The sequence below is a fragment of the Arthrobacter sp. JZ12 genome (assembly GCF_035189165.1).
Lineage (GTDB): Bacteria > Actinomycetota > Actinomycetes > Actinomycetales > Micrococcaceae > Arthrobacter_D.
Genome location: NZ_CP045246.1, coordinates 1,223,194 through 1,241,732, shown reverse-complemented (window position 1 = coordinate 1,241,732; position 18,539 = coordinate 1,223,194). Strand labels below are relative to the sequence as shown.

The 18,539-nt window shown below is 64.5% G+C and carries 17 protein-coding genes; 4 read left to right on the top strand and 13 right to left on the bottom strand.

The window, feature by feature from the left end:
• Window positions 1-252, top strand: coding sequence for a MoaD/ThiS family protein (locus GC088_RS05765; RefSeq protein WP_323961284.1), 252 nt, complete (start codon window positions 1-3; stop codon window positions 250-252).
• A 42-nt stretch (window positions 253-294) separates the two neighbouring features.
• Here GC088_RS05765 and GC088_RS05760 read toward each other — a convergent pair whose 3' ends face one another.
• From GC088_RS05760 to GC088_RS05745, 4 genes are all read right to left on the bottom strand, one after another.
• Window positions 295-1,662 carry a M16 family metallopeptidase gene (locus tag GC088_RS05760; protein WP_416377500.1) on the bottom strand — a complete coding sequence of 456 codons (1,368 nt, stop codon included), beginning with the start codon at window positions 1,660-1,662 and terminating at the stop codon, window positions 295-297.
• 93 nt (window positions 1,663-1,755) lie between these two features.
• Window positions 1,756-4,026, bottom strand: a complete 2,271-nt coding sequence (locus GC088_RS05755) for a polyribonucleotide nucleotidyltransferase (protein WP_323961959.1) — start codon at window positions 4,024-4,026, stop codon at window positions 1,756-1,758.
• A gap of 266 nt (window positions 4,027-4,292) precedes the next feature.
• Complete coding sequence (gene rpsO / locus GC088_RS05750) at window positions 4,293-4,562, bottom strand: 30S ribosomal protein S15 (RefSeq protein WP_323961282.1); 270 nt, start codon at window positions 4,560-4,562, stop codon at window positions 4,293-4,295.
• Window positions 4,563-4,692: 130 nt separating this feature from the next.
• Window positions 4,693-5,685, bottom strand: a complete 993-nt coding sequence (locus GC088_RS05745; RefSeq protein WP_323961280.1) for a bifunctional riboflavin kinase/FAD synthetase — start codon at window positions 5,683-5,685, stop codon at window positions 4,693-4,695.
• 263 nt (window positions 5,686-5,948) lie between these two features.
• On the opposite strand from GC088_RS05745, the gene GC088_RS05740 reads away from it, so the two are divergent.
• Window positions 5,949-7,859, top strand: a complete 1,911-nt coding sequence (locus GC088_RS05740) for a hypothetical protein (RefSeq protein ID WP_323961279.1) — start codon at window positions 5,949-5,951, stop codon at window positions 7,857-7,859.
• Here the strand turns inward: GC088_RS05740 and GC088_RS05735 are convergent.
• The 4 genes from GC088_RS05735 to truB are packed head-to-tail and all read right to left on the bottom strand — an operon-like array spanning window position 7,856 to window position 10,272.
• Window positions 7,856-8,482 carry a DUF4345 family protein gene (locus tag GC088_RS05735; RefSeq protein WP_323961277.1) on the bottom strand — a complete coding sequence of 209 codons (627 nt, stop codon included), beginning with the start codon at window positions 8,480-8,482 and terminating at the stop codon, window positions 7,856-7,858. The genes GC088_RS05740 and GC088_RS05735 overlap by 4 nt on opposite strands.
• A 37-nt stretch (window positions 8,483-8,519) precedes the next feature.
• The gene (locus GC088_RS05730) at window positions 8,520-8,984 is read right to left on the bottom strand and encodes a hypothetical protein (protein WP_416377518.1); all 465 of its coding nucleotides are present in this window, start codon (window positions 8,982-8,984) and stop codon (window positions 8,520-8,522) included.
• Window positions 8,984-9,358, bottom strand: coding sequence for a hypothetical protein (locus tag GC088_RS05725; RefSeq protein ID WP_323961275.1), 375 nt, complete (start codon window positions 9,356-9,358; stop codon window positions 8,984-8,986). Before GC088_RS05725 ends, GC088_RS05730 begins: the two co-directional genes overlap by 1 nt.
• Window positions 9,358-10,272: a tRNA pseudouridine(55) synthase TruB gene (truB, locus tag GC088_RS05720; protein WP_323961273.1), complete on the bottom strand. Its 915-nt coding sequence runs from the start codon at window positions 10,270-10,272 to the stop codon at window positions 9,358-9,360. The genes GC088_RS05725 and truB overlap by 1 nt, the downstream gene beginning before the upstream one ends.
• 36 nt (window positions 10,273-10,308) lie before the next feature.
• Here truB and GC088_RS05715 point away from each other — a divergent pair, with 36 nt between their 5' ends.
• Both GC088_RS05715 and GC088_RS05710 read left to right on the top strand, forming a co-directional pair.
• On the top strand, window positions 10,309-11,460 hold the full coding sequence (locus tag GC088_RS05715; RefSeq protein WP_323961271.1) for a pyridoxal phosphate-dependent aminotransferase: 1,152 nt from the start codon (window positions 10,309-10,311) through the stop codon (window positions 11,458-11,460).
• 172 nt (window positions 11,461-11,632) lie between these two features.
• The gene (locus GC088_RS05710) at window positions 11,633-12,766 is read left to right on the top strand and encodes a ScyD/ScyE family protein (protein ID WP_323961269.1); all 1,134 of its coding nucleotides are present in this window, start codon (window positions 11,633-11,635) and stop codon (window positions 12,764-12,766) included.
• A 92-nt stretch (window positions 12,767-12,858) separates the two neighbouring features.
• Here the strand turns inward: GC088_RS05710 and rbfA are convergent, their stop codons facing one another.
• The 5 genes from rbfA to rimP all read right to left on the bottom strand — a co-directional run bounded on the left by rbfA (window position 12,859) and on the right by rimP (window position 18,527).
• A complete protein-coding gene (gene rbfA, locus GC088_RS05705; protein WP_323961267.1) occupies window positions 12,859-13,299 on the bottom strand; it encodes a 30S ribosome-binding factor RbfA in 441 nt (146 codons plus the stop codon).
• Between the two features lie 116 nt (window positions 13,300-13,415).
• A complete protein-coding gene (infB, locus tag GC088_RS05700) occupies window positions 13,416-16,334 on the bottom strand; it encodes a translation initiation factor IF-2 (protein WP_323961265.1) in 2,919 nt (972 codons plus the stop codon).
• Window positions 16,335-16,538: 204 nt separating this feature from the next.
• Complete coding sequence (locus GC088_RS05695) at window positions 16,539-16,817, bottom strand: YlxR family protein (protein WP_323961263.1); 279 nt, start codon at window positions 16,815-16,817, stop codon at window positions 16,539-16,541.
• A 73-nt stretch (window positions 16,818-16,890) separates the two neighbouring features.
• Window positions 16,891-17,862, bottom strand: a complete 972-nt coding sequence (gene nusA, locus GC088_RS05690) for a transcription termination factor NusA (RefSeq protein WP_323961261.1) — start codon at window positions 17,860-17,862, stop codon at window positions 16,891-16,893.
• A 29-nt stretch (window positions 17,863-17,891) separates the two neighbouring features.
• Window positions 17,892-18,527, bottom strand: a complete 636-nt coding sequence (gene rimP, locus GC088_RS05685) for a ribosome maturation factor RimP (RefSeq protein ID WP_323961259.1) — start codon at window positions 18,525-18,527, stop codon at window positions 17,892-17,894.
• Between the last annotated feature and the right edge of the window lie 12 nt (window positions 18,528-18,539).

Genomic DNA, 18,539 nt, shown 5'->3' with positions numbered 1-18,539 from the left:
GTGCTCATTCGCTACTTCGGCGCGGCCCAGGCCGCAGCCGGCGTCCCTGAAGAACGCCTCGATCTGGACGGCGTGCCCCTGGCGGTCGTGCTCGACGAAATCCGCGGGCGCTACCCTGACAGCGAGCCCTCCATGTCCCGGGTACTGGACCGGAGCAGCTTCCTGCTCAACGAAGTTGCGCTGAGAGACCGCTCGGAGCGGATCAGCCGCAATGACGTGGTCGATGTCCTGCCGCCCTTCGCCGGAGGCTAGTTCGCAGGAGGCTAGGTTCCGGCGAAAGGCGGCACCCCCCGCCTACAGGCCGAGGTCAGCTTCGCTGTCGAACGGGCCGACAACCGTCACGGTTCGTGGCGCATCAGCGAGTTCCCGCGCGAGCTGCTGCACCTGATCCGCGGTGACGGCGTGAACCCGTTCGAGCGTCAGATCCAGACCGAGGAACTCACCGCTGACCAGTTCCGCCCGGCCAAGCCGGGTCATCCGCGATCCGCTGTCCTCGAGTGAGAGGACCATGCCTCCCGACAGCTGCCCGACGGCGCGGCGCAGTTCGTCAGCGCTGACACCGTCCGTGGCGAGCCGCTCCAGTTCAGCACTGAGCAGCCGGATTACCTGGCCGGTCTTGGCCGGGCTGCAGCCGGCGTACATGGCGAAGTAGCCTGCATCTGCGTAGGACGCCGAGAAAGAGTAGGTGGAGTACGCCAGTCCGCGCTTCTCCCGGATCTCCTGGAAGAGGCGGGACGACATGCCTCCCCCGAGCACGGCGTTCAGGACACTCATCACGAAGCGTCGGTCGTCGGTCGCGGTCATCGCCGGGCATCCCACAAGAACGTTGGCCTGTTCAACAGCGCGGCGGATCACCTGCACCCCGCCGGTTCCGTCGAGCACAGCGGCGTCAGTCGCGCGCCGAGGCACCGGCACGGCGTCATCAGCCAGATGCCAGCCGGCCTTTTCCAGGGCCTGCCCCACCAGTGAACAGACGACGTCGTGGTCCAGGCCACCGGCCGCCGTCACGACGAGTTCCTCGGGCCGGTAATAGCGGCGGTAATGTTCCACCACCGAGTCTCGTGAAATGGAGCGGATGGCGTCGGGAGTCCCGCCGATCGGGCGTCCGAGGGGGTGCGAGCCGAGCACCGTCTCGACGAACTTTTCGTGCGCCACATCCGAGGGGTCGTCGCTGTCCATGGCAATCTCTTCGAGGATGACGTGGCGTTCCTGCTCCAGTTCCTCCGGGTCGATGACCGCGGAGGTGACCATATCCACGATCACATCGATTGCCATGGGAAGGTCGGAGTCGAGCACCCGGGCGTAGTAGCAGGTGTTCTCCTTCGCGGTGGCCGCGTTGGATTCCCCTCCTACCTCGTCGAAGGCCGCGGCAATGTCCAGGGCACTGCGGCGCTGGGTGCCTTTGAACAGCAGATGCTCGAGGAAGTGCGTAGATCCGTGCTGCCCCTCAGCCTCGTCGCGTGAGCCCACGCCGACCCAGAAGCCGATGCTTGCCGAACGCTGCCCGGGCATTGCTTCGGTGAGTACCCGCACGCCTCCGGGCAGAACCGAGCGCCTCACCATCGCTCCGCCGGGCGTACCGGCAACCAGCATTGATGAGCTCTCCGAGCTCCCGGGCGTCAGCGGCAGTACAACGGGCGTGCCCTGGCCTGTTTCAGTCATGTATTCCTTTCAACGCCAGCGGCTCCGCAGCGAAGATCAATTCGCCGCGGAGCCGCTGGTTGGTTCAATGCGTGTCAGCTGAACGCGTGTCCGCTAGTTGTCGGCACCTTCAGCGGGCTCTTCGGTGTGAGCGCGTTCGCCGTCCTCCGAATTGTCCGCTGCGGCTTCCTCAGCCACGACGGGTGCGAGGGACAACTTTCCGCGGTCGTCGATCTTGGTGATCTCGACCTGGACCTTCTGGCCCACGGAGACGACGTCGTCGACGTTGTCCACGCGCTTGCCGCCGGCAAGCTTGCGCAGTTCCGAGATGTGCAGCAGGCCGTCCTTGCCGGGGGTGAGCGAGACGAAGGCACCGAAGGTGGTGGTCTTCACGACCGTGCCCAGGTAGCGCTCGCCGATCTCAGGGACCTGCGGGTTGGCGATGGCGTTGACAGCCGCCCGGGCTGCTTCGGCCGAAGTGCCGTCGGTTGCGCCGATGAGCACCGTGCCGTCGTCCTCGATGGAGATCTCGGCGCCGGTGTCTTCCTGGATCTGGTTGATCATCTTGCCCTTGGGACCGATGACCTCGCCGATCTTGTCAACGGGAATCTTGACCGAGATGATGCGCGGCGCGAACTCGGAGAGCTCATCCGGAGTGTCGATAGCGGCCTCAAGCACGCCCAGGATGTGCAGTCGAGCTTCCCGGGCCTGCTTCAGGGCTGCAGCCAGGACCGAGGCGGGAATGCCGTCCAGCTTGGTGTCGAGCTGGATTGCGGTCACGAACTCGGAGGTTCCGGCCACCTTGAAGTCCATGTCACCGAAAGCATCTTCGGCGCCAAGGATGTCGGTCAGTGCGGCATAGCGGGTCTGGCCGTCGACCTCATCGGAGACCAGTCCCATGGCGATGCCGGCAACGGGCGCCTTGAGCGGTACACCGGCGTTCAGCAGCGACAGCGTCGAGGCACACACCGAACCCATGGAAGTGGAGCCGTTGGATCCGAGGGCCTCGGACACCTGACGGATGGCGTAGGGGAATTCCTCGCGGCTGGGCAGTACGGGCACGAGGGCACGCTCCGCCAGGGCACCGTGACCGATTTCGCGGCGCTTCGGGGAGCCGACGCGGCCGGTTTCTCCGGTGGAATACGGCGGGAAGTTGTAGTTGTGCATGTAGCGCTTGCGGGTAACAGGCGACAGCGAGTCGATCTGCTGCTCCATCTTCAGCATGTTCAGCGTGGTGACACCCATGATCTGGGTCTCGCCGCGCTCGAAGATAGCCGATCCGTGTACGCGAGGCAGGACCTCGACCTCAGCGGTGAGCTTGCGGATGTCGCTCAGGCCACGGCCGTCGATGCGCACCTGGTCGCGGAGGATGCGCTGGCGCACAACCTTCTTGGTGACCGAGTTGAATGCACCGGCGATTTCCTTCTCACGGCCCTCGAACTGGGCTGCGAGGGATTCGATGGTCTCGGCACGGTAGGCGTTTGCTGCTTCCTCGCGCTCCTGCTTGTCGGCGATCGTGAAGATCTCGGCAAGCCGGGCACCGGCTGCGCTCTCCACGGCGGAGAAGACGTCGTCCTCGTAGTCCTTGAAGACGGGGAATTCGACGGTGGGCTTCGCCGCACGGGAAGCGAGGTCGGACTGCGCCTCGCAGAGTGCGCGGATGAACGGCTTTGCTGCCTCGAGGCCCTCGGCGACAACCTCTTCGGTAGGTGCGGTGGCGCCGTCGTCCTTGATCAGGGACCAGGAATTGTCGGTGGCCTCGGCCTCGACCATCATGATGGCGACGTCGTCACCCACCACCCGGCCCGCAACCACCATGTCGAACACGGAGTTCTCAAGCTCGGAGTGCTTGGGGAATGCGATCCACTGGTCCTCGCCGCTGCCGTCGGAAACGAGCGCAACGCGCACGCCGCCGATCGGGCCGGAGAACGGCAGGCCGGACAGCTGGGTGGACATGGACGCGGCATTGATGGCAACCACGTCGTAGCGTACGTCCGGGTTGATGGCCAGAACGGTCACGACGATCTGGACCTCATTGCGCAGGCCCTTGACGAACGCCGGGCGGAGCGGGCGGTCCATAAGCCGGCAGGCGAGGATCGCCTCGGTCGACGGACGGCCTTCACGGCGGAAGAACGAGCCGGGGATGCGACCCGCAGCATACATGCGCTCTTCGACGTCAACCGTCAGCGGGAAGAAGTCAAAGCCCTCGCGGGGAGACTTGCCGGCGGTGGTTGCGGAGAGGAGCGCGGTGTCCTCATCGATGTAGACCATGGCCGAGCCTGCGGCCTGCTGGGCAAGGCGTCCGGTTTCGAAGCGAACCGTGCGCCGTCCGAACCGTCCGTTGTCAATGACGGCTTCGGCGAACTGGATTTCGGGACCCTCCAAGAGAGTCACCTCCGTTTCTTCAGTGATGGAGGCAGGCGGCGTCTTGCTGGTCAACGCCGTTAGGACGGGTTGTGGCACCCGGTCTTCGATCGAGGTCCACGGGAATGCATCAAAGGATGCTTCCCGGAGACCACTACCGAGGACCGCGAATGCCTGCAGCTGCCCGCCTGGCTCCTGATGAATTTGTACCTCTGACGGTCACCATATTGCCCGCCAAAGAATGAAGGCGGCTCCTTCCCTTGGGAAGGTGCCGCCTCTCAGTCTAACTAACGACGCAGGCCGAGGCGCTCAATGAGCGAACGGTAGCGCGTGATGTCGGTGTCGTGCAGGTAGTCCAGCAGACGACGACGGCGACCGACCAGCAGGAGCAGGCCACGACGGGTGTGGTGGTCGTGCTTGTGCTGCTTGAGGTGTTCGGTCAGGTCCAGGATGCGGCGGGAAAGCATCGCGATCTGCACCTCGGGCGAACCGGTGTCACCCTCAGAGGTTGCGTACTCCTTGATGATTTCCTGCTTCTGAGCGGCGTCTAGTGCCACAAATAACTCCTATGAGTTGTACCGTGAACAAAATAGATGCCGGTTCCCCCTCAAGGCCGATATGTCGGTTTGAGTAGAGCTCCGGCGGCGGCCCCAGCAACCACGGACTGCAGCTAGGGCGCACTCAACTCTACCCGTAGGTGCGCTGTTCTGTCGAAAGCACGGAGCGGGTCTCATCGACGTCGAGCCGCATCTGCTCGACCAGCGCTTCCGGCCCACGATAAGCAACCATTCCCCGCAACCGACGGACGAACTCGACGATAACCGTCTGCCCGTACAGGTCGAAGACGTCCACTTCCTCCTTGGGCCGGTCGATGACATGGGCTTCGACCTGCCTGCTCACGCCTTCGAAGGTGGGGTTGGAGCCTACTGAGATGGCCGCCGGCCAACGCACCTGGCTGCTGTCGATGAGCCATCCGGCGTAAACTCCGTCCGCTGGGATGAATCCGGTTGCCTCCGGTGACAGGTTCGCAGTAGGAAAGCCAAGCTCGCGTCCGCGAGCCGCACCATGGATTACCTCGCCACGCATGCGGTGGGGGCGACCGAGAATGCGCGCCGCTGTGGTTACATCTCCGGCTTCCAGCGCTTCACGCACCCAGGTGGAAGAACAGCGCCGCTCCCCCTGCGCCGTCGTGCTGGTCCGCAAACTGGAGCCGAAGTCGTCAATGGCAATCACGTCGAAGCCCAACCGCTCACCGAGCGATTCCATGGTTGAGAGGTCACCAGAGTTTCCGCGCCCAAAGCGCACGTCGTGACCGATGACCACTGCTTTCGCGCGTAGTCCATCGACAAAGACGGAGCGTACGAACTCTTCCGGCGTCTGGGAGGCGAGTTCAAGCGTGTAGTGCATCATCAGCAGTCCATCGATACCGGTGTCGGCAAGCGTTTCCACCCGGTCCTGGAGCCCCATGATCAGCTCGGGCGCGTCCTCCGGTCGATGTACCTGCAAAGGATGCGGCTCGAAGGATACAACGACGGCGGCCGCTCCCCGCTCCGAGGCCGCTGCAACTAGCTGCTGCAAAACGCTCTGATGGCCGCGGTGCACACCGTCGAAGTTGCCGATCGTGACAACCGTGGGACCGAAACCCTCGGGCACGTCGGCCAGGTCTCTCCAGTAGAACACGCATCTCCCTTGGCGGTTGGTGGCGGCACCGATCCTCAATCGACTATTCATTATGGCCGATGGTTGCCCCACGGTACGACGCCGGCCGGGACGGCAGCTCCGTGCTGCCCTCATCGGTCCTGCACAGGCAGCTGTCCTGGAGCGTCTTCTGCACATAACGCTCTTTCGACGCTCAACCGCGCGACAGGCAGGACAAGGTTGTTTCCGGCATCAGTCCCCTCCCCAGGGACTGATGCCTCCCTATCCACTCACTGGAGGACTACGTGCCTTTGAAACCTGCTGTCCGGCCGCTTCGCCCGAGGAGCAATCCCCGAACCACCCCCCTGCCCACAGCGATCTGCATCCTGCTGCTGGCAGTCCTGCTGCTGGCACACCAACCGCTGCCGGGCTACGCCGCCCCCACCGGGCGGGAGTGGCGTCCTGCATCCGGAGTGCACGGTGCCGAACACTTCGTGGGGCAGTACCGGAACAACGAGGGCGAAACCGCCTACTGTACTGACTTCGAGCGGCTGTCGCCGGCCCACGCGGGAGCGTACGACGGCGGCCACCACGGCGGCTTCATACGAAGCGACGGCACGCGTCTCACCGAGCGGGAGAATGCCGGACTTTCCTATCTGCTGCATCGCTGGGGAGGCACGTCGGACAACGCAACAGCAGCGTCAGTCCAGTTGGCAGTCTGGGCACTGACTTCCCCGGGGATGGCCTGGGGTTCTTCCGGCATGGACAGGATCCTGCAGGCAGAAAAACTACCGGCCGCCGTCATCCAGCAGGCACAGGTGATGACCAGTGCCGCTCTCACCAACGCCGGGCCGTACGAGGTTCACATCGACCTTGCCGAGACCGGCGATGGACTGTACACAGCCGGCGTAAGCGTGCGGGGCACCGATGGTAATCCCGTGGACGGCCTCACCGCCGAGGCCCGAGTCACAGGTCCATTCGGGCTCGCCGGAAACTCCCCGGACTCCTGGACCACCGGTGAGGCTGTGGAACAGCTCACCCTGGAGAGGACGGGGCTGGGGGCAGGAACCCTGGAAGTAGCAATACCCAGAACTCCCGCAGCCGAAGTGGAATGGCTCATACCGTCACGCACAGACGCGCAGCGGCTCCTGGTCGCGGCGGTGCTGGACCGGCGCGATGCTTCTGCGGCGCTAGCGGACCTTCCCGCATTCCAGCCGGTTGTTGCGACGCGCACTTCAGCAGCACGCACCGAAGCCGGCTCAGAAGTTCACGACGTTCTCACAGTTAGCAGCGCAGAGCCCACGGACGGCTCGGAACCGATCCCGTGGCTGGTCATTCCAGGTTCGCAGGAACCCGTCTCGGTTGAGGTTGTCTCAACCCTCTGGGGTCCGCTCGCCGCTCCGCCGACCCTGCGGGACGCTGTTCCCCACGGAACGCCACAGGTGGGTACTGTTACCACCCGTGTAAATGGACCGGGCACATACAACACCGACGCCCTAGAGGTGCCTACCCCCGGCTGGTACGTCTGGACGGAAACCATTCCGTCTGAGAGCGCCCTTCCGGCCGAAGCCGCGAAGTACGTCCGGACCTGGCAAAGCCGTTTCGGCATCACCGAGGAAACCACCTTCGTGCCGTGGCGCCCCAGCATCACAACCCGGCTCTCGGCCCACGAGGCATTCGTTGGCGAAAGCGTCACTGACTCCGTGACAGTGGACGGGCTGGGACCCGAGGAGACGTTCGACGGAAAAGAGGCAGCGCGGCAGATCCGACTGTCGATGTACGGGCCGCTCCCCGAGCGGCCCGTGCTGCAATCAGCTATTCCCCCCGGTGCCCGTCTTCATTCAGAAACCATGGTGCCTGCCAGCAACGGCCACCACGTCAGCAAACACTTCGCACCGTTCACTGAACCCGGGTGCTATACGGTGGTCGCCAGCTTTGCCGGCGACAGCCACACCGACCCGCTGACCACGCCGTTCGGTGAACAGTCCGAGACCATCTGTGTTGACTCCGCCCCCGCTCCCGCAGCCTCATCCCCTGCTGCCGAACCCAGCGAACCCCAAAAGGTTGGGAACCAGGGCCCGGCTGCGGGCCGTGAACAGCTCGCACAGACAGGTGTACGGACGGAGGTTGCCGCGGGGGCGGGCCTCCTACTGCTCGGCACAGGGTTGGCCTGCCTGCAGCGCCGGATCAGATCTTCCGGAAGGAGCCCGTCCTAGGAGGGGGCGCCGTACTGCCTGCGCAACTCGCTCGTCTTGGCAATGTAGCGGTGCCACACGAGCAGGGCCGCGGGAAACGCAAGTTCAACGACCATCAGGATGATAAGGAGGAAGTGCGGTTGTCCCGAGAACGCCCAGGAGAGCACCCGGCCGATGCCGCCCATGAAGACCATCAGGCACACCAGCCACAACATGTTCGCCCATTGGAATTTCACCGCAATGGTCACGAATGCGGCCCCTACGCCAACCATCATGGCCGCAAAGAACCGGAACTGGTTCTCAAGCGTGGGGTTCACCGCACCGTCCCCGGTGTCGGGAAGCCCTGCCGACCCCGTGATGAGGTAGTACCCGCCAAAACCGGCTATCACCAAACCCACCAGCACCACAACGGTCCGGAAGACACTCCAGTCGCTACCGGGTTTGGCCGGTTTCCCGGATCCCTTCGACGTTCCCTTGCCGGAAGCTTTGCCCCGGTCGGTCGTGGACGGCGTACCGGTGGACGTCTGCCCGCTCCCGGCGACGCTGTCAGCGGAAGAAGTTCGCTCCCTCGACGATTCGCCCTGGGCGGACCCGGCCGCCCGGCGCGGGTTCGTTTGCGGGCTGTCAGGCGTGCTGCTGGTCATGATGCTCCCTCGTCCTCGATATCCGGTCCGGGTGGAATCAGGCTTCCATCCTCTCACCTGAGGCCGCTGCCCGCTGGCGATAAAGCCACCACAATCCAAGCACCGGAAGCACGAGGGGCACAAAGCCATACCCGCGCCCATAGACCGACCACACGGTATCGGCCGGGAACAGGATCGGGTCCACAACGCTCAGAGTCCCAACGGCCAGTACGCCAAGCAACTCAAGGCCTACAGCCGCCACGGACAGTGCGTACCATCTCCGCCCGGAACGACTCAACGACACCGTGGCGAACACATAGACGAGGGCCGCCACGGCCGTCAACGAATAGGCGACCGGCGCCTCAGAGAACTTCGTTGCGATCTGGAAGGCCGCACGGGCCGTAGCGGCCAGCGCGAAAACCCCGTACACGGCAATCAGAAGGCGTCCGGGCCCTTCGCTGAGCGGACCGCCCACGTTCGCTTTTGCAGGTGCGTCCGTTGAGCTTCCTGGGCTGCGCCTGATCACGCTGGTACCACTCCGTCCCAAATCTGCTCCATCCGGAAAAGCATGACAAAAATGGTGATACCCACCGCGCCGAGGACGAGATTGCTCCAGCGGGACCGCTCGAGAATCGCCCACCAAAAGGCGCCGACGGGAATCATCAGGGCGGTTACGAGATAGCCCCAGAACTCCCAAGGCTCCCCCGCGACCGACTCGCCCCCCGCCTGCCGAAGAACCCCGGCAACCAGGTAAACGAGCAGGAACAGTTCGACGGCCGCAACGGCCAGGATGGTGATGTCATTCGGCGGCTGCCTGATGGCCGCCGCGCCCACGCACACAAGCGTCGATAACAAGCAAACCGCCGCCCCTGCGATGAAGAATCCGTCAACCACCATCAGCCGGCACCGCCGCCGGGAGTAAACACCAGTACCGGCTTCGCTTCATTTCCCCGGTCCTCAAGAAGCGCCACGAGGGACCCTCCCGGAGCAAACGCTGCAACAGGCCGATTGTCCGCTGACCCGTTCCCCGAAGCGGAAATTCGACGACCATGGGACAGATCCAAAGCTTCCCTGTCGTCCAGCTCCCGGCTGGGGAACAGTGCCCGTGCCGCCGAGTCCATGTCCAGCATGCGGAAGTCCGAGGCCAGTTCATCCAACGATGAAGCCTGATCCAACGCATACGGACCAACCTCGGTGCGGCGCAGGACGGTCAGATGCCCTCCTACACCCAGCGCGGCGCCGAGATCCCTGGCAAGTGCGCGGATGTAGGTTCCCGAACTGCACCTTACGGTCACGTCAACGTCCTGGACGGCTCCGTCGCCGATTCTGCGAACATCATGAATTTCAAAGCTGTGGACCGTCACGGGCCGTGCCGCCAGCGCTACTTCCTCACCCGAACGCACGCGGGCGTATGCCCGTTCGCCGTTTACCTTGATGGCGCTGACGCTGCTGGGCACCTGTTCGATAGGCCCGATGAACCGACCCACCGCGGCACCGATGGCCTCTGCCGTCACATCAGCAGCGGAGGTTTGCGACGTGACCTCGCCCTCGGCGTCGTCGGTCACGGTCGATTGCCCCAACCGAATGGTGGCCGTATAGGTCTTGGAGGTTCCCACGATGTAGGTCAGGAGCCGGGTAGCGCGGTTGACGCCCACCACGAGGACCCCCGTGGCCATCGGATCGAGGGTTCCGGCGTGCCCCACCTTCCGGGTCCCGGCAATCCGACGCAGCTTCCCGACTACGTCATGGCTGGTCCAGCCCTGCGGCTTGTCCACAATTACGAGTCCTGAGTGGACCTGCCCGGAAATCACGCCTTCCAGTATAGGTTGCGCCGATACGATGCCCGTATGCCATCCATCGCACAGCACATCGAGCGTCTTCCCTCGAACCAGATACGGGAGATAACGCAGGCAGCCTGGGCAACACCGGGCGCGATCGTATTGAGCATCGGGGAACCGGCCTTTCCTGTTCCCCGGCACATCCTTCAGGCAGGTATCGCCGCTCTGGACCGGGATGAGACCAACTACACCCCAAACGAAGGGATCACTCCCCTGCGCAGCAGCTTTGCGGCACGCTTCGCGAAGCTGAACGGTATGGATGTGGATCCTTCTCGCGTCTACGTCACCGCAGGGGCCCAGCAGGGACTCCATCTGGCAATGAGCATGCTTCTCGACGCCGGAGACGAGGTTCTCATACCAAATCCCGGCTACCCGACGTTCACCATGACCGCGCAGCTTGTTCACGCACGCCCCGTGGACTACCCGCTACGCCCCGAGCACGGCTTCCAGCCGCAGATCAGCGACTTGGAAGAGCTGGTCACCGACAAGACCCGCGTTCTGGTTCTGAACTCTCCCTCGAATCCGCTGGGGGCTGTATTCAGCGAGGACCTCACCCGTGATCTGGTGCGGTTCGCCCGGCGGCACGACCTCTGGATCCTGTCGGACGAATGCTACGAGGCCTTCACCTTCGGGGTTCCCCATGTGAGCCCCGCAAGATTCGACACCACGAACGAGCACGTGGTTACTTCGCTGACGCTCTCGAAGACATTCGGGCTCACCGGCCTTCGAATCGGTGCTCTCATCCTGCCGGACGGCATGGGCAGACAATTCAATGCGGTCATGGAGTCGATCGTCTCCTGCGTCGGAGCCTCGCCCCAGTACGCCGCGGTGGCCGCGCTTACCGGACCAGAGCACTACATCGCAACGGCCGCTCATCACTACCGGACCAACCGGGACACGGCGACGTCGGCACTGAAGGACCTGAACGTGCCCTTCCTGGACGCGCAGGGTGCCTTCTATCTGTGGGCCGACATGTCGCACGCAACTGGCGGGGACGTACGCTCGTGGGCCCGGAGATTCCTGGCCGAGCAGAAAGTCGCGGTCGCTCCGGGTACGGCCTTCGGCACGAATGGCGAAGGCTGGATCAGGATCGCGCTCTGCGGAGATCGCGACGAACTGATTTCGGGACTAAGCCGGCTCCCTCGCAGATCTTCCATCTGATCGGACGATGAGTATTTACGGATTCCCCCGGCAGGTCTATCGTGTGAACTGCTTTGGAGTCTGCGCCCGGTCGGTGGATTGATCCGCTGAAATCCGCTGAGGGGAACGGGCAGCTCGCGTAGGTCCAATGTGGTCTCGCTTGAACTGGTTACACCAAGTTGAGGAGATCACAGTGAACAAGTCCTTTGTGGCTGCTGCTGCGTCGGCGGCCCTGACTCTGGGAATGGGAATAGCACCTGCCCAGGCCCACGACCGTCATGAGTCGTCGGTGCCGACCGTCGAGGAAACAAGGGTAATAGCCGAGGGGCTGGTTTCCCCGCTGCGCCTGGCCGTGGGCGACGGAAGGTCCATCGATGTCGCCCAAAGCTTCGCGGGAACGGTTTCCCGCATCGCCCGAGACGGAAACATCGAGACTCTCGATGCGATGGAAGGGTACTTCGCCGGATCGGTATCCCGCTCCGGCAGGACCACCTACTACACCATGACCAAGGGAGCCGGGGCGGGGATTCCCGCCGAGAATGAGTCGCTCCTGAAGTCCCGAGACCGACACGGCAATATCAGAACCATCGCCAACATCGCCGCTTATGAGCAGGAGGCCAATCCCGACCAGGAGACCCGGTACGGCTTCCGCGATCTGGATCAGGCGTGTCTTGCGCTGCAGACCAACCTGGGTCCCCGCGCAAGCTATACCGGCCAGCAGGACTCAAATCCCATCGCGACCGTCCCGTTCAGGGATCACGTGCTCGTGGCCGACGCAGGCGCCAACGCGATCTTCAGGGTTGATCGGTGGGGCAACGTATCAACGGTTGCCGTGCTTCCAGCAATCCCCGTGACCGTGACCGAAGAGATCGCGGCTGCAGCGGGAATGGATAACTGTGCCGTCGGCGCAACCTATTACCTGGAGCCGGTACCGACGGACCTCGAACTCGGTCACAGGAAGATGCTGCATGTGTCGTCCCTGCCCGGCGGCCCGGAAGATCCGAGCCTCGGAGCCCTGGGGTCGGTGTTCACCGTGAATCCCTGGTCGGGCGAGACCCGGCAGACGGTGACTGGACTGGTGTCGCCTACCGGGCTGGCGATCGATCAGAGGGGAAATCTCTACGTCGCTGAACTCTTCGCCAACCGCATCTCTGTTGTTCCGCGGGGTGCGTCCGGGGCCAGCGTCCTGTACGAGGCCAATCAGCCCGCAGAGGTTGAGCTGAAGGATGGCTCCACGCTCTACGCCACCACAGATGTCCTTGGTCCTGAGAACCTGCCCCCCGCCGGCAAGATCATCAAGATTGAGATCCACAAACGGGGGCACTAATCCCCGCTACAGACACCCGTTGAAGAAGGGCTGACTGGATACACGAAAGGGCGGCCGCCGAACTCCGGCGACCGCCCTTTTCTGTTGTACGACTACTGCGCTTCGTCCTCGTCATCTGCAGGCTTGCGGTACGGGTCGGCATCGCCGGCGAAGGCCGCCTTGCGTGCCAGCTCGGCCACTTCGGCGTCGCGTTCCTTCGCGGTGCGAAGGAGCTCCTCCAAGTGGCTCGCGTTGACCGGTACCTCGTCCGGTACGAATTCGAGGGTCGGCGTCAGCCGCGCGGTGATGTTCCTGCCCACTTCAGCGCGCAGTACGCCCCTGGCGGACTCGAGCGCCTTGTGCACTGCTGCCTGAGCCTCCGAATCACCGAACACGGTGTAGTAGACGGTTGCGTGCTGCAGGTCATTGGTTACGCGCGCGTCGGTGACGGTGACCGCTTCCAAGCGCGGATCCTTGACCCGGCGGCGAAGGGCTTCGGCGACGATCACCTTGATGCGCTGGGCCAGCCGTGCGGCCCGTGCTGCGTCTGCCATGGCTTCTCCTTACTAGTCCCAGGTCGGGGACTGCAACGACGACGGCGGCCTCCCGCCGTCGTCGGTATGGATAGGAGGCGGGGCCGCTGCAAGCAGCGGCCCCGCCCGGAAGGAATCTAGACCCGAGGCTTTTCGCGCATCTCGTAGGTCTCGATCATGTCGCCTTCCTTGATGTCGTTGAACGACCCGAGGCCGATACCACACTCGAAGTCCGTGCGGACCTCGGTGGCGTCGTCCTTGAAGCGGCGGAGCGACTCGACGGTCAGGTTGTCGCCGATCACGACGCCGTCGCGTACCAGGCGAGCCTTGGTGTTGCGGCGGATGATGCCGGACCGGACGATCGAACCTGCGATGTTGCCGAACTTGGAAGAACGGAACACCTCGCGGACCTCGGCCGTACCGAGCTGTGCTTCCTCGTACTCCGGCTTGAGCATGCCCTTGAGTGCGAGCTCAATGTCATCGATCGCTGCGTAGATGACGGAGTAGAAGCGCAGGTCCACGCCCTCGCGGTCGGCCAGTTCCGCCACGCGCTCGGCGGGACGGACGTTGAAGCCGATGATGATCGCGTTGTCGACCGTAGCCAGGTTGACGTCGTTCTGGGTGATGGCACCCACGCCGCGGTGGATGACGCGCAGTGCAACGCCCTCGCCAACGTCGATCTTGAGGAGCGAGTCCTCGAGCGCTTCGACGGCTCCGGACACGTCGCCCTTGAGGATGAGGTTGAGCGTATCGACCTTGCCCTCCGCGACCGCCTGGTCGAAGTCTTCCAGGCTGACGCGCTTGCGGCGCTTGGCCAGGGCGGCGTTGCGGTCGGCTGCCTCACGCTTCTCAGCGATCTGCCGTGCGGTGCGCTCGTCCGGGGTAACCAGGAAGGTGTCGCCTGCCCGCGGAACCGTGGACAGACCCAGTACCTGAACCGGACGGGACGGACCGGCTTCGGTAACGTTCTCGCCATCCTCGTTGAACATCGCGCGGACGCGGCCGTGGGCGATGCCCGCAACGATCGTGTCGCCGACGCTCAGCGTTCCGGACTGCACCAGGACGGTGGCAACCGCTCCGCGGCCCTTGTCCAGGTTCGCTTCGATCGCGATACCGCGCGCGTCCTTGTTCGGGTTGGCACGCATGTCCAGTGCGGCATCCGCGGTGAGCAGAACGGCTTCCAGCAGTTCGTCGATGCCGTTGCCCTTGAGCGCAGAGACGTGAACGAACATGGTGTCGCCGCCGTACTCTTCCGGCACCAGACCGTACTCGGTGAGCTGACCCTTGACCTTGTCGGGGTTCGCGCCCTCCTTGTCGATCTTGTTCACCGCGACCACGATCGGCACACCGGCCGCCTGTGCATGGTTCAGCGCCTCAACGGTCTGCGGCATCACGCCGTCGTCCGCGGCCACGACCAGCACGGCGATGTCGGTGACCTTCGCACCCCGGGCACGCATGGCGGTGAACGCCTCGTGACCCGGGGTGTCGATGAAGGTGATGGGACGGTTGTCGCCCTCGTGCTCGTGATCGATCTGGTAGGCACCGATGTGCTGGGTGATGCCGCCGTGCTCGCCGGCAACGACGTTGGACTTGCGGATGGCATCCAGCAGGCGGGTCTTACCGTGGTCGACGTGACCCATGACGGTGACTACAGGAGGACGGGCCTCAAGCTGCTCGTCGCCCTCAGCATCCAGCTCCGCGTCAAGGTCAATGTCGAAGTTCTCGAGCAGCTCGCGCTCCTCGTCCTCCGGCGAGACAACCTGGATGCGGTAGCCGAGTTCCTCGCCGAGGACCTCGAAGGTGCCCTCGTCCAGCGACTGGGTGGCCGTTGCCATCTCACCAAGGTGGAACAGCACGGTAACCAGTGCGGCGGGGTTCGCATCGATCTTCTCCGCGAAATCCGTGATGGAGGAGCCGCGGCGCAGACGGATGACTGTGTCACCGTTCCCGCGGGGAACACTGACGCCACCCAGCGACGGGGCTGACATCTGCTCGAGCTCTTGCCGCTTCGCCCGCTTCGACTTGCGCTGCTTACCGCGACCTGCTCCGCCCTTGCCGAAAGCACCGGCAGTGCCGCCGCGACCGCGACCGCCCTTACCGAAACCGCCGCCGACCGGACCAGTTCCGCCGCCGCCGCCGGTACCGGGCGCGCCGCCTGGACCACGACGGGGACCGCCACCACCGGGAGCACCACGACCGGGTGCAGCGGGGCGTTCAGTCCTGTTGGGCATCATGCCCGGCGTAGGCCGGGGTCCGCCCGGACGAGGGGCGCCGGGGCGCGGAGCACCCGGACGGGGAGCTCCGGGACGGGGACCGCCTGCACCTGCGGCAGGACGGGGACCGCCTGCACCAGCCGCGGGCCGCGGACCGCCGGGACCTGCAGCGGGACGGGGACCGCGCTCATCGTCCCGGCGTCCGCCCGGACGCGGCATGCCCTGCGAGGTTGCAAAGGGATTGTTGCCGGGGCGCGGACCACCGGAGCGGTCACCGTCGCCGCGGCCCGACCGCGGCATGCCCTGGGAGGTTGCAAAGGGGTTGTTACCCGGACGCGGCGCAGCCGAGCGATCACCCGGACGTGCAGCACCGGGACGGGGAGCCGGAGCGGGACGGGCAGCTGCCGGCTTGGGGCCGGGCTTGCTCTCGGTGGCCCTGCTCTCGGTACCCGAGTCGGTGCCGGCTTCAGGCTTCTGCACCTCGGGTGCCTTGAACGCAGGCGCAGCCGGCGTCTGAGCTACGGGTGCCTCGGGAGCCGGAGCAGCCGGCTTCTCCTGGGCGGGGGCCGGCGTCGGGGTGGCCGGGGCAGCAGGTGCTGCCGGAGCGGCGGGCGCCGGCTTGGGTGCCTGAGTCCGCTGTGCGGGCTGGGCGGAACGCGAGGCTGCCGGGGCTTTAGCCGCACCTGCGTCGGGGAAAGCGCCGCGAAGTTTCTTCACGACGGGCGCTTCAATGGTGGAGGATGCCGAACGGACGAATTCGCCCAATTCCTGCAGTTTTGCTACTGCATCCTTCGAGGTAATCCCGAGCTCCTTGGCGAGCTCGTGTACGCGGACCTTGGCCACATTTCTCCTGTCTCGGTCCGCACCGAGTCAGGAGCGAACCGTCTAATTCCTACTGCAGACCCCAACCGCCGAAGCAGTTGACGCGCCGATAGCAGAGCTCAACAGATTGTTCATCGTTGGGCACTCATGGCTGGGTACTCATCGGGTTTCCATCAGTTTTCTGACCCGCTTTCAGGGAGGACGTGTTCTAGCAGGAAGCCTCCGTCAGGAGACGTCCTGGAGTGTGTGCAGCCATTGCTCGACGCCTTGCGTATCAGTTGCGCCGCGGAAGGCGCGATTGAAAGCTTTGCGTTTGAGCGCTTGCTCCACACAGGACGGCCGGGGGTGCAGCCAGGCACCCCTGCCCACCAGTCGACGGCGGTGGTCCACCTCAGCGACACGATCGTCGCCACGGTTGACCGCTGTCCATCGAACCAGATTGGCTTGGTCGTCACGGTCGCGACAACCAATACAGGTTCGTACCGGTTGTTGACGTAACGACATAAGCCCTGTCCATTCTAGCGCCATAAGCGTCGATATTGCGCATCGGGTGCTTCCGGTGCGAGGGACCTGCGACTCAGGCGCCCGCCGCGTCGGAGGCGATGTCAATGCGCCAGCCTGTCAGCTTGGCTGCAAGTCTCGCGTTCTGGCCTTCCTTGCCGATAGCGAGGGACAGCTGGTAGTCGGGCACCACCACCCGGGCGCTGCGGGTCTTCTCGTCGGTGATTGTGACCGATGACACGCGCGACGGCGACAGTGAGCTGGCGATGAAGGTTGCCGGGTCATCGCTGTAATCAACGATGTCGATCTTCTCGTCGTTCAGTTCATTCATCACGGCGCGAACGCGGGAACCCATCTCGCCGATGCATGCACCCTTGGCGTTGACTCCCGGAACATTGGCCTTGACCGCGATCTTGGTGCGGTGCCCCGCTTCTCGGGCCAGCGCAACAATCTCCACGGTCTTGTCCGCAATTTCAGGAACTTCCAGTTCGAAGAGCTTCCGCACCAGATTGGGGTGCGAACGGGACAACGTGATGGAAGGCCCTTTCATTCCCCGGTGTACGTCCACCACGTAGGCACGGAGCCTGGTTCCGTGAAGGTATTTCTCTCCAGGTACCTGTTCGGGCGGCGGGAGCAGCGCTTCCACTGATCCGAGGTTCACCTGGATCATGTGCGGATTGTTCCCCTGCTGGATCATTCCCGCGACCAGTTCGCCTTCCTTGCCGCGGAACTCGCCCAGGATGTTGTCGTCCTCTGCGTCGCGCAGCCGCTGCAGGATGATCTGCCGCGCGGTGCTGGCCGCGATCCGGCCGAAGCCGGAAGGGGTGTCGTCGTACTCACCGACTGCAACGCCGTCGTCGTCGGTTTCCGTTGCCCAGATGGTGACGTGGCCTGTTCGCCGGTCGAGCTCGGCCCGGGCCATCTCCTGCGCCCCGGTGGTCTTGTGGTAGGCGACCAGCAGAGCCTGCTCGATGGTGGGGATCAGCAGGTCCAGCGGAATCTCCCGCTCGCGTTCCAACAGCCGCAGAGCGCTCATATCTATATCCATTGGGGCCTCCTCAGCAGCCAGCGGTGGTGTCAGTCATTGTCGCCGCCGGGTTCATCGGCATCTGTGTGTGCGAATTCGACCTGGACCGTACCCTTGCGGATCGTGTCGTAAGCAATTTCCCGGTCCTCGCCGAACTTCGGCTTGGTGCCCTTTTGCGCCGGCAGGAGGGGTCGGATCAGCACCGAAGCGTCCTGCGCATCAAGAAGGCGGCCCTCAAGGGTATCGCCGTCGGTCAGTTTGACCACCACCAGCCGGCCGATGTTGCGTCGCCAGTGTCGCGGCTGGGTCAGCGGCCGCGAGACCCCGGGCGAGGAAACCTCGAGATTGTAGGGCTGTCCGTCGTCTTCCGGATCCTTGTCCAAAGCGTCCGAGATGCTTTGGGAGACCTCCGAGACGGTATCGAGGCTCACGCCGTCCACACCGTCGTCGGATACATCCACTACAACGTTCAATGTGCGGGTGCCCCCGGTGACGCGCACCTCGACATCCTCCAGCAGGAGGTTGTGCTGTTCAACGGTGGGGCGCAGGAATTCACGGAGCCGCTGCGCCTCGGCAGCGACGTCAACGTTGGACAGGTTCTGGCCCTGGCGACGTGCCGGAGCGCCTTGCCTTCCGGCGGAACTCTGCTTCCCGGACCCAACCGGCTTCCCGGAACGAACCGTCACTTCCGCCTCCCG

Excerpts from the sequence above, each read along its gene's own strand:
- GC088_RS05715 (WP_323961271.1), top strand. The coding sequence starts at position 10,309 with ATGCCATCCATCGCACAGCACATCGAGCGTCTTCCCTCGAACCAGATA.
- GC088_RS05725 (WP_323961275.1), bottom strand. The coding sequence starts at position 9,358 with ATGGTGGTTGACGGATTCTTCATCGCAGGGGCGGCGGTTTGCTTGTTA.
- GC088_RS05695 (WP_323961263.1), bottom strand. The coding sequence starts at position 16,817 with ATGTCGTTACGTCAACAACCGGTACGAACCTGTATTGGTTGTCGCGAC.
- GC088_RS05760 (WP_416377500.1), bottom strand. The coding sequence starts at position 1,662 with ATGACTGAAACAGGCCAGGGCACGCCCGTTGTACTGCCGCTGACGCCC.
- rbfA (WP_323961267.1), bottom strand. The coding sequence starts at position 13,299 with ATGGCAGACGCAGCACGGGCCGCACGGCTGGCCCAGCGCATCAAGGTG.
- GC088_RS05735 (WP_323961277.1), bottom strand. The coding sequence starts at position 8,482 with ATGACCAGCAGCACGCCTGACAGCCCGCAAACGAACCCGCGCCGGGCG.
- nusA (WP_323961261.1), bottom strand. The coding sequence starts at position 17,862 with ATGGATATAGATATGAGCGCTCTGCGGCTGTTGGAACGCGAGCGGGAG.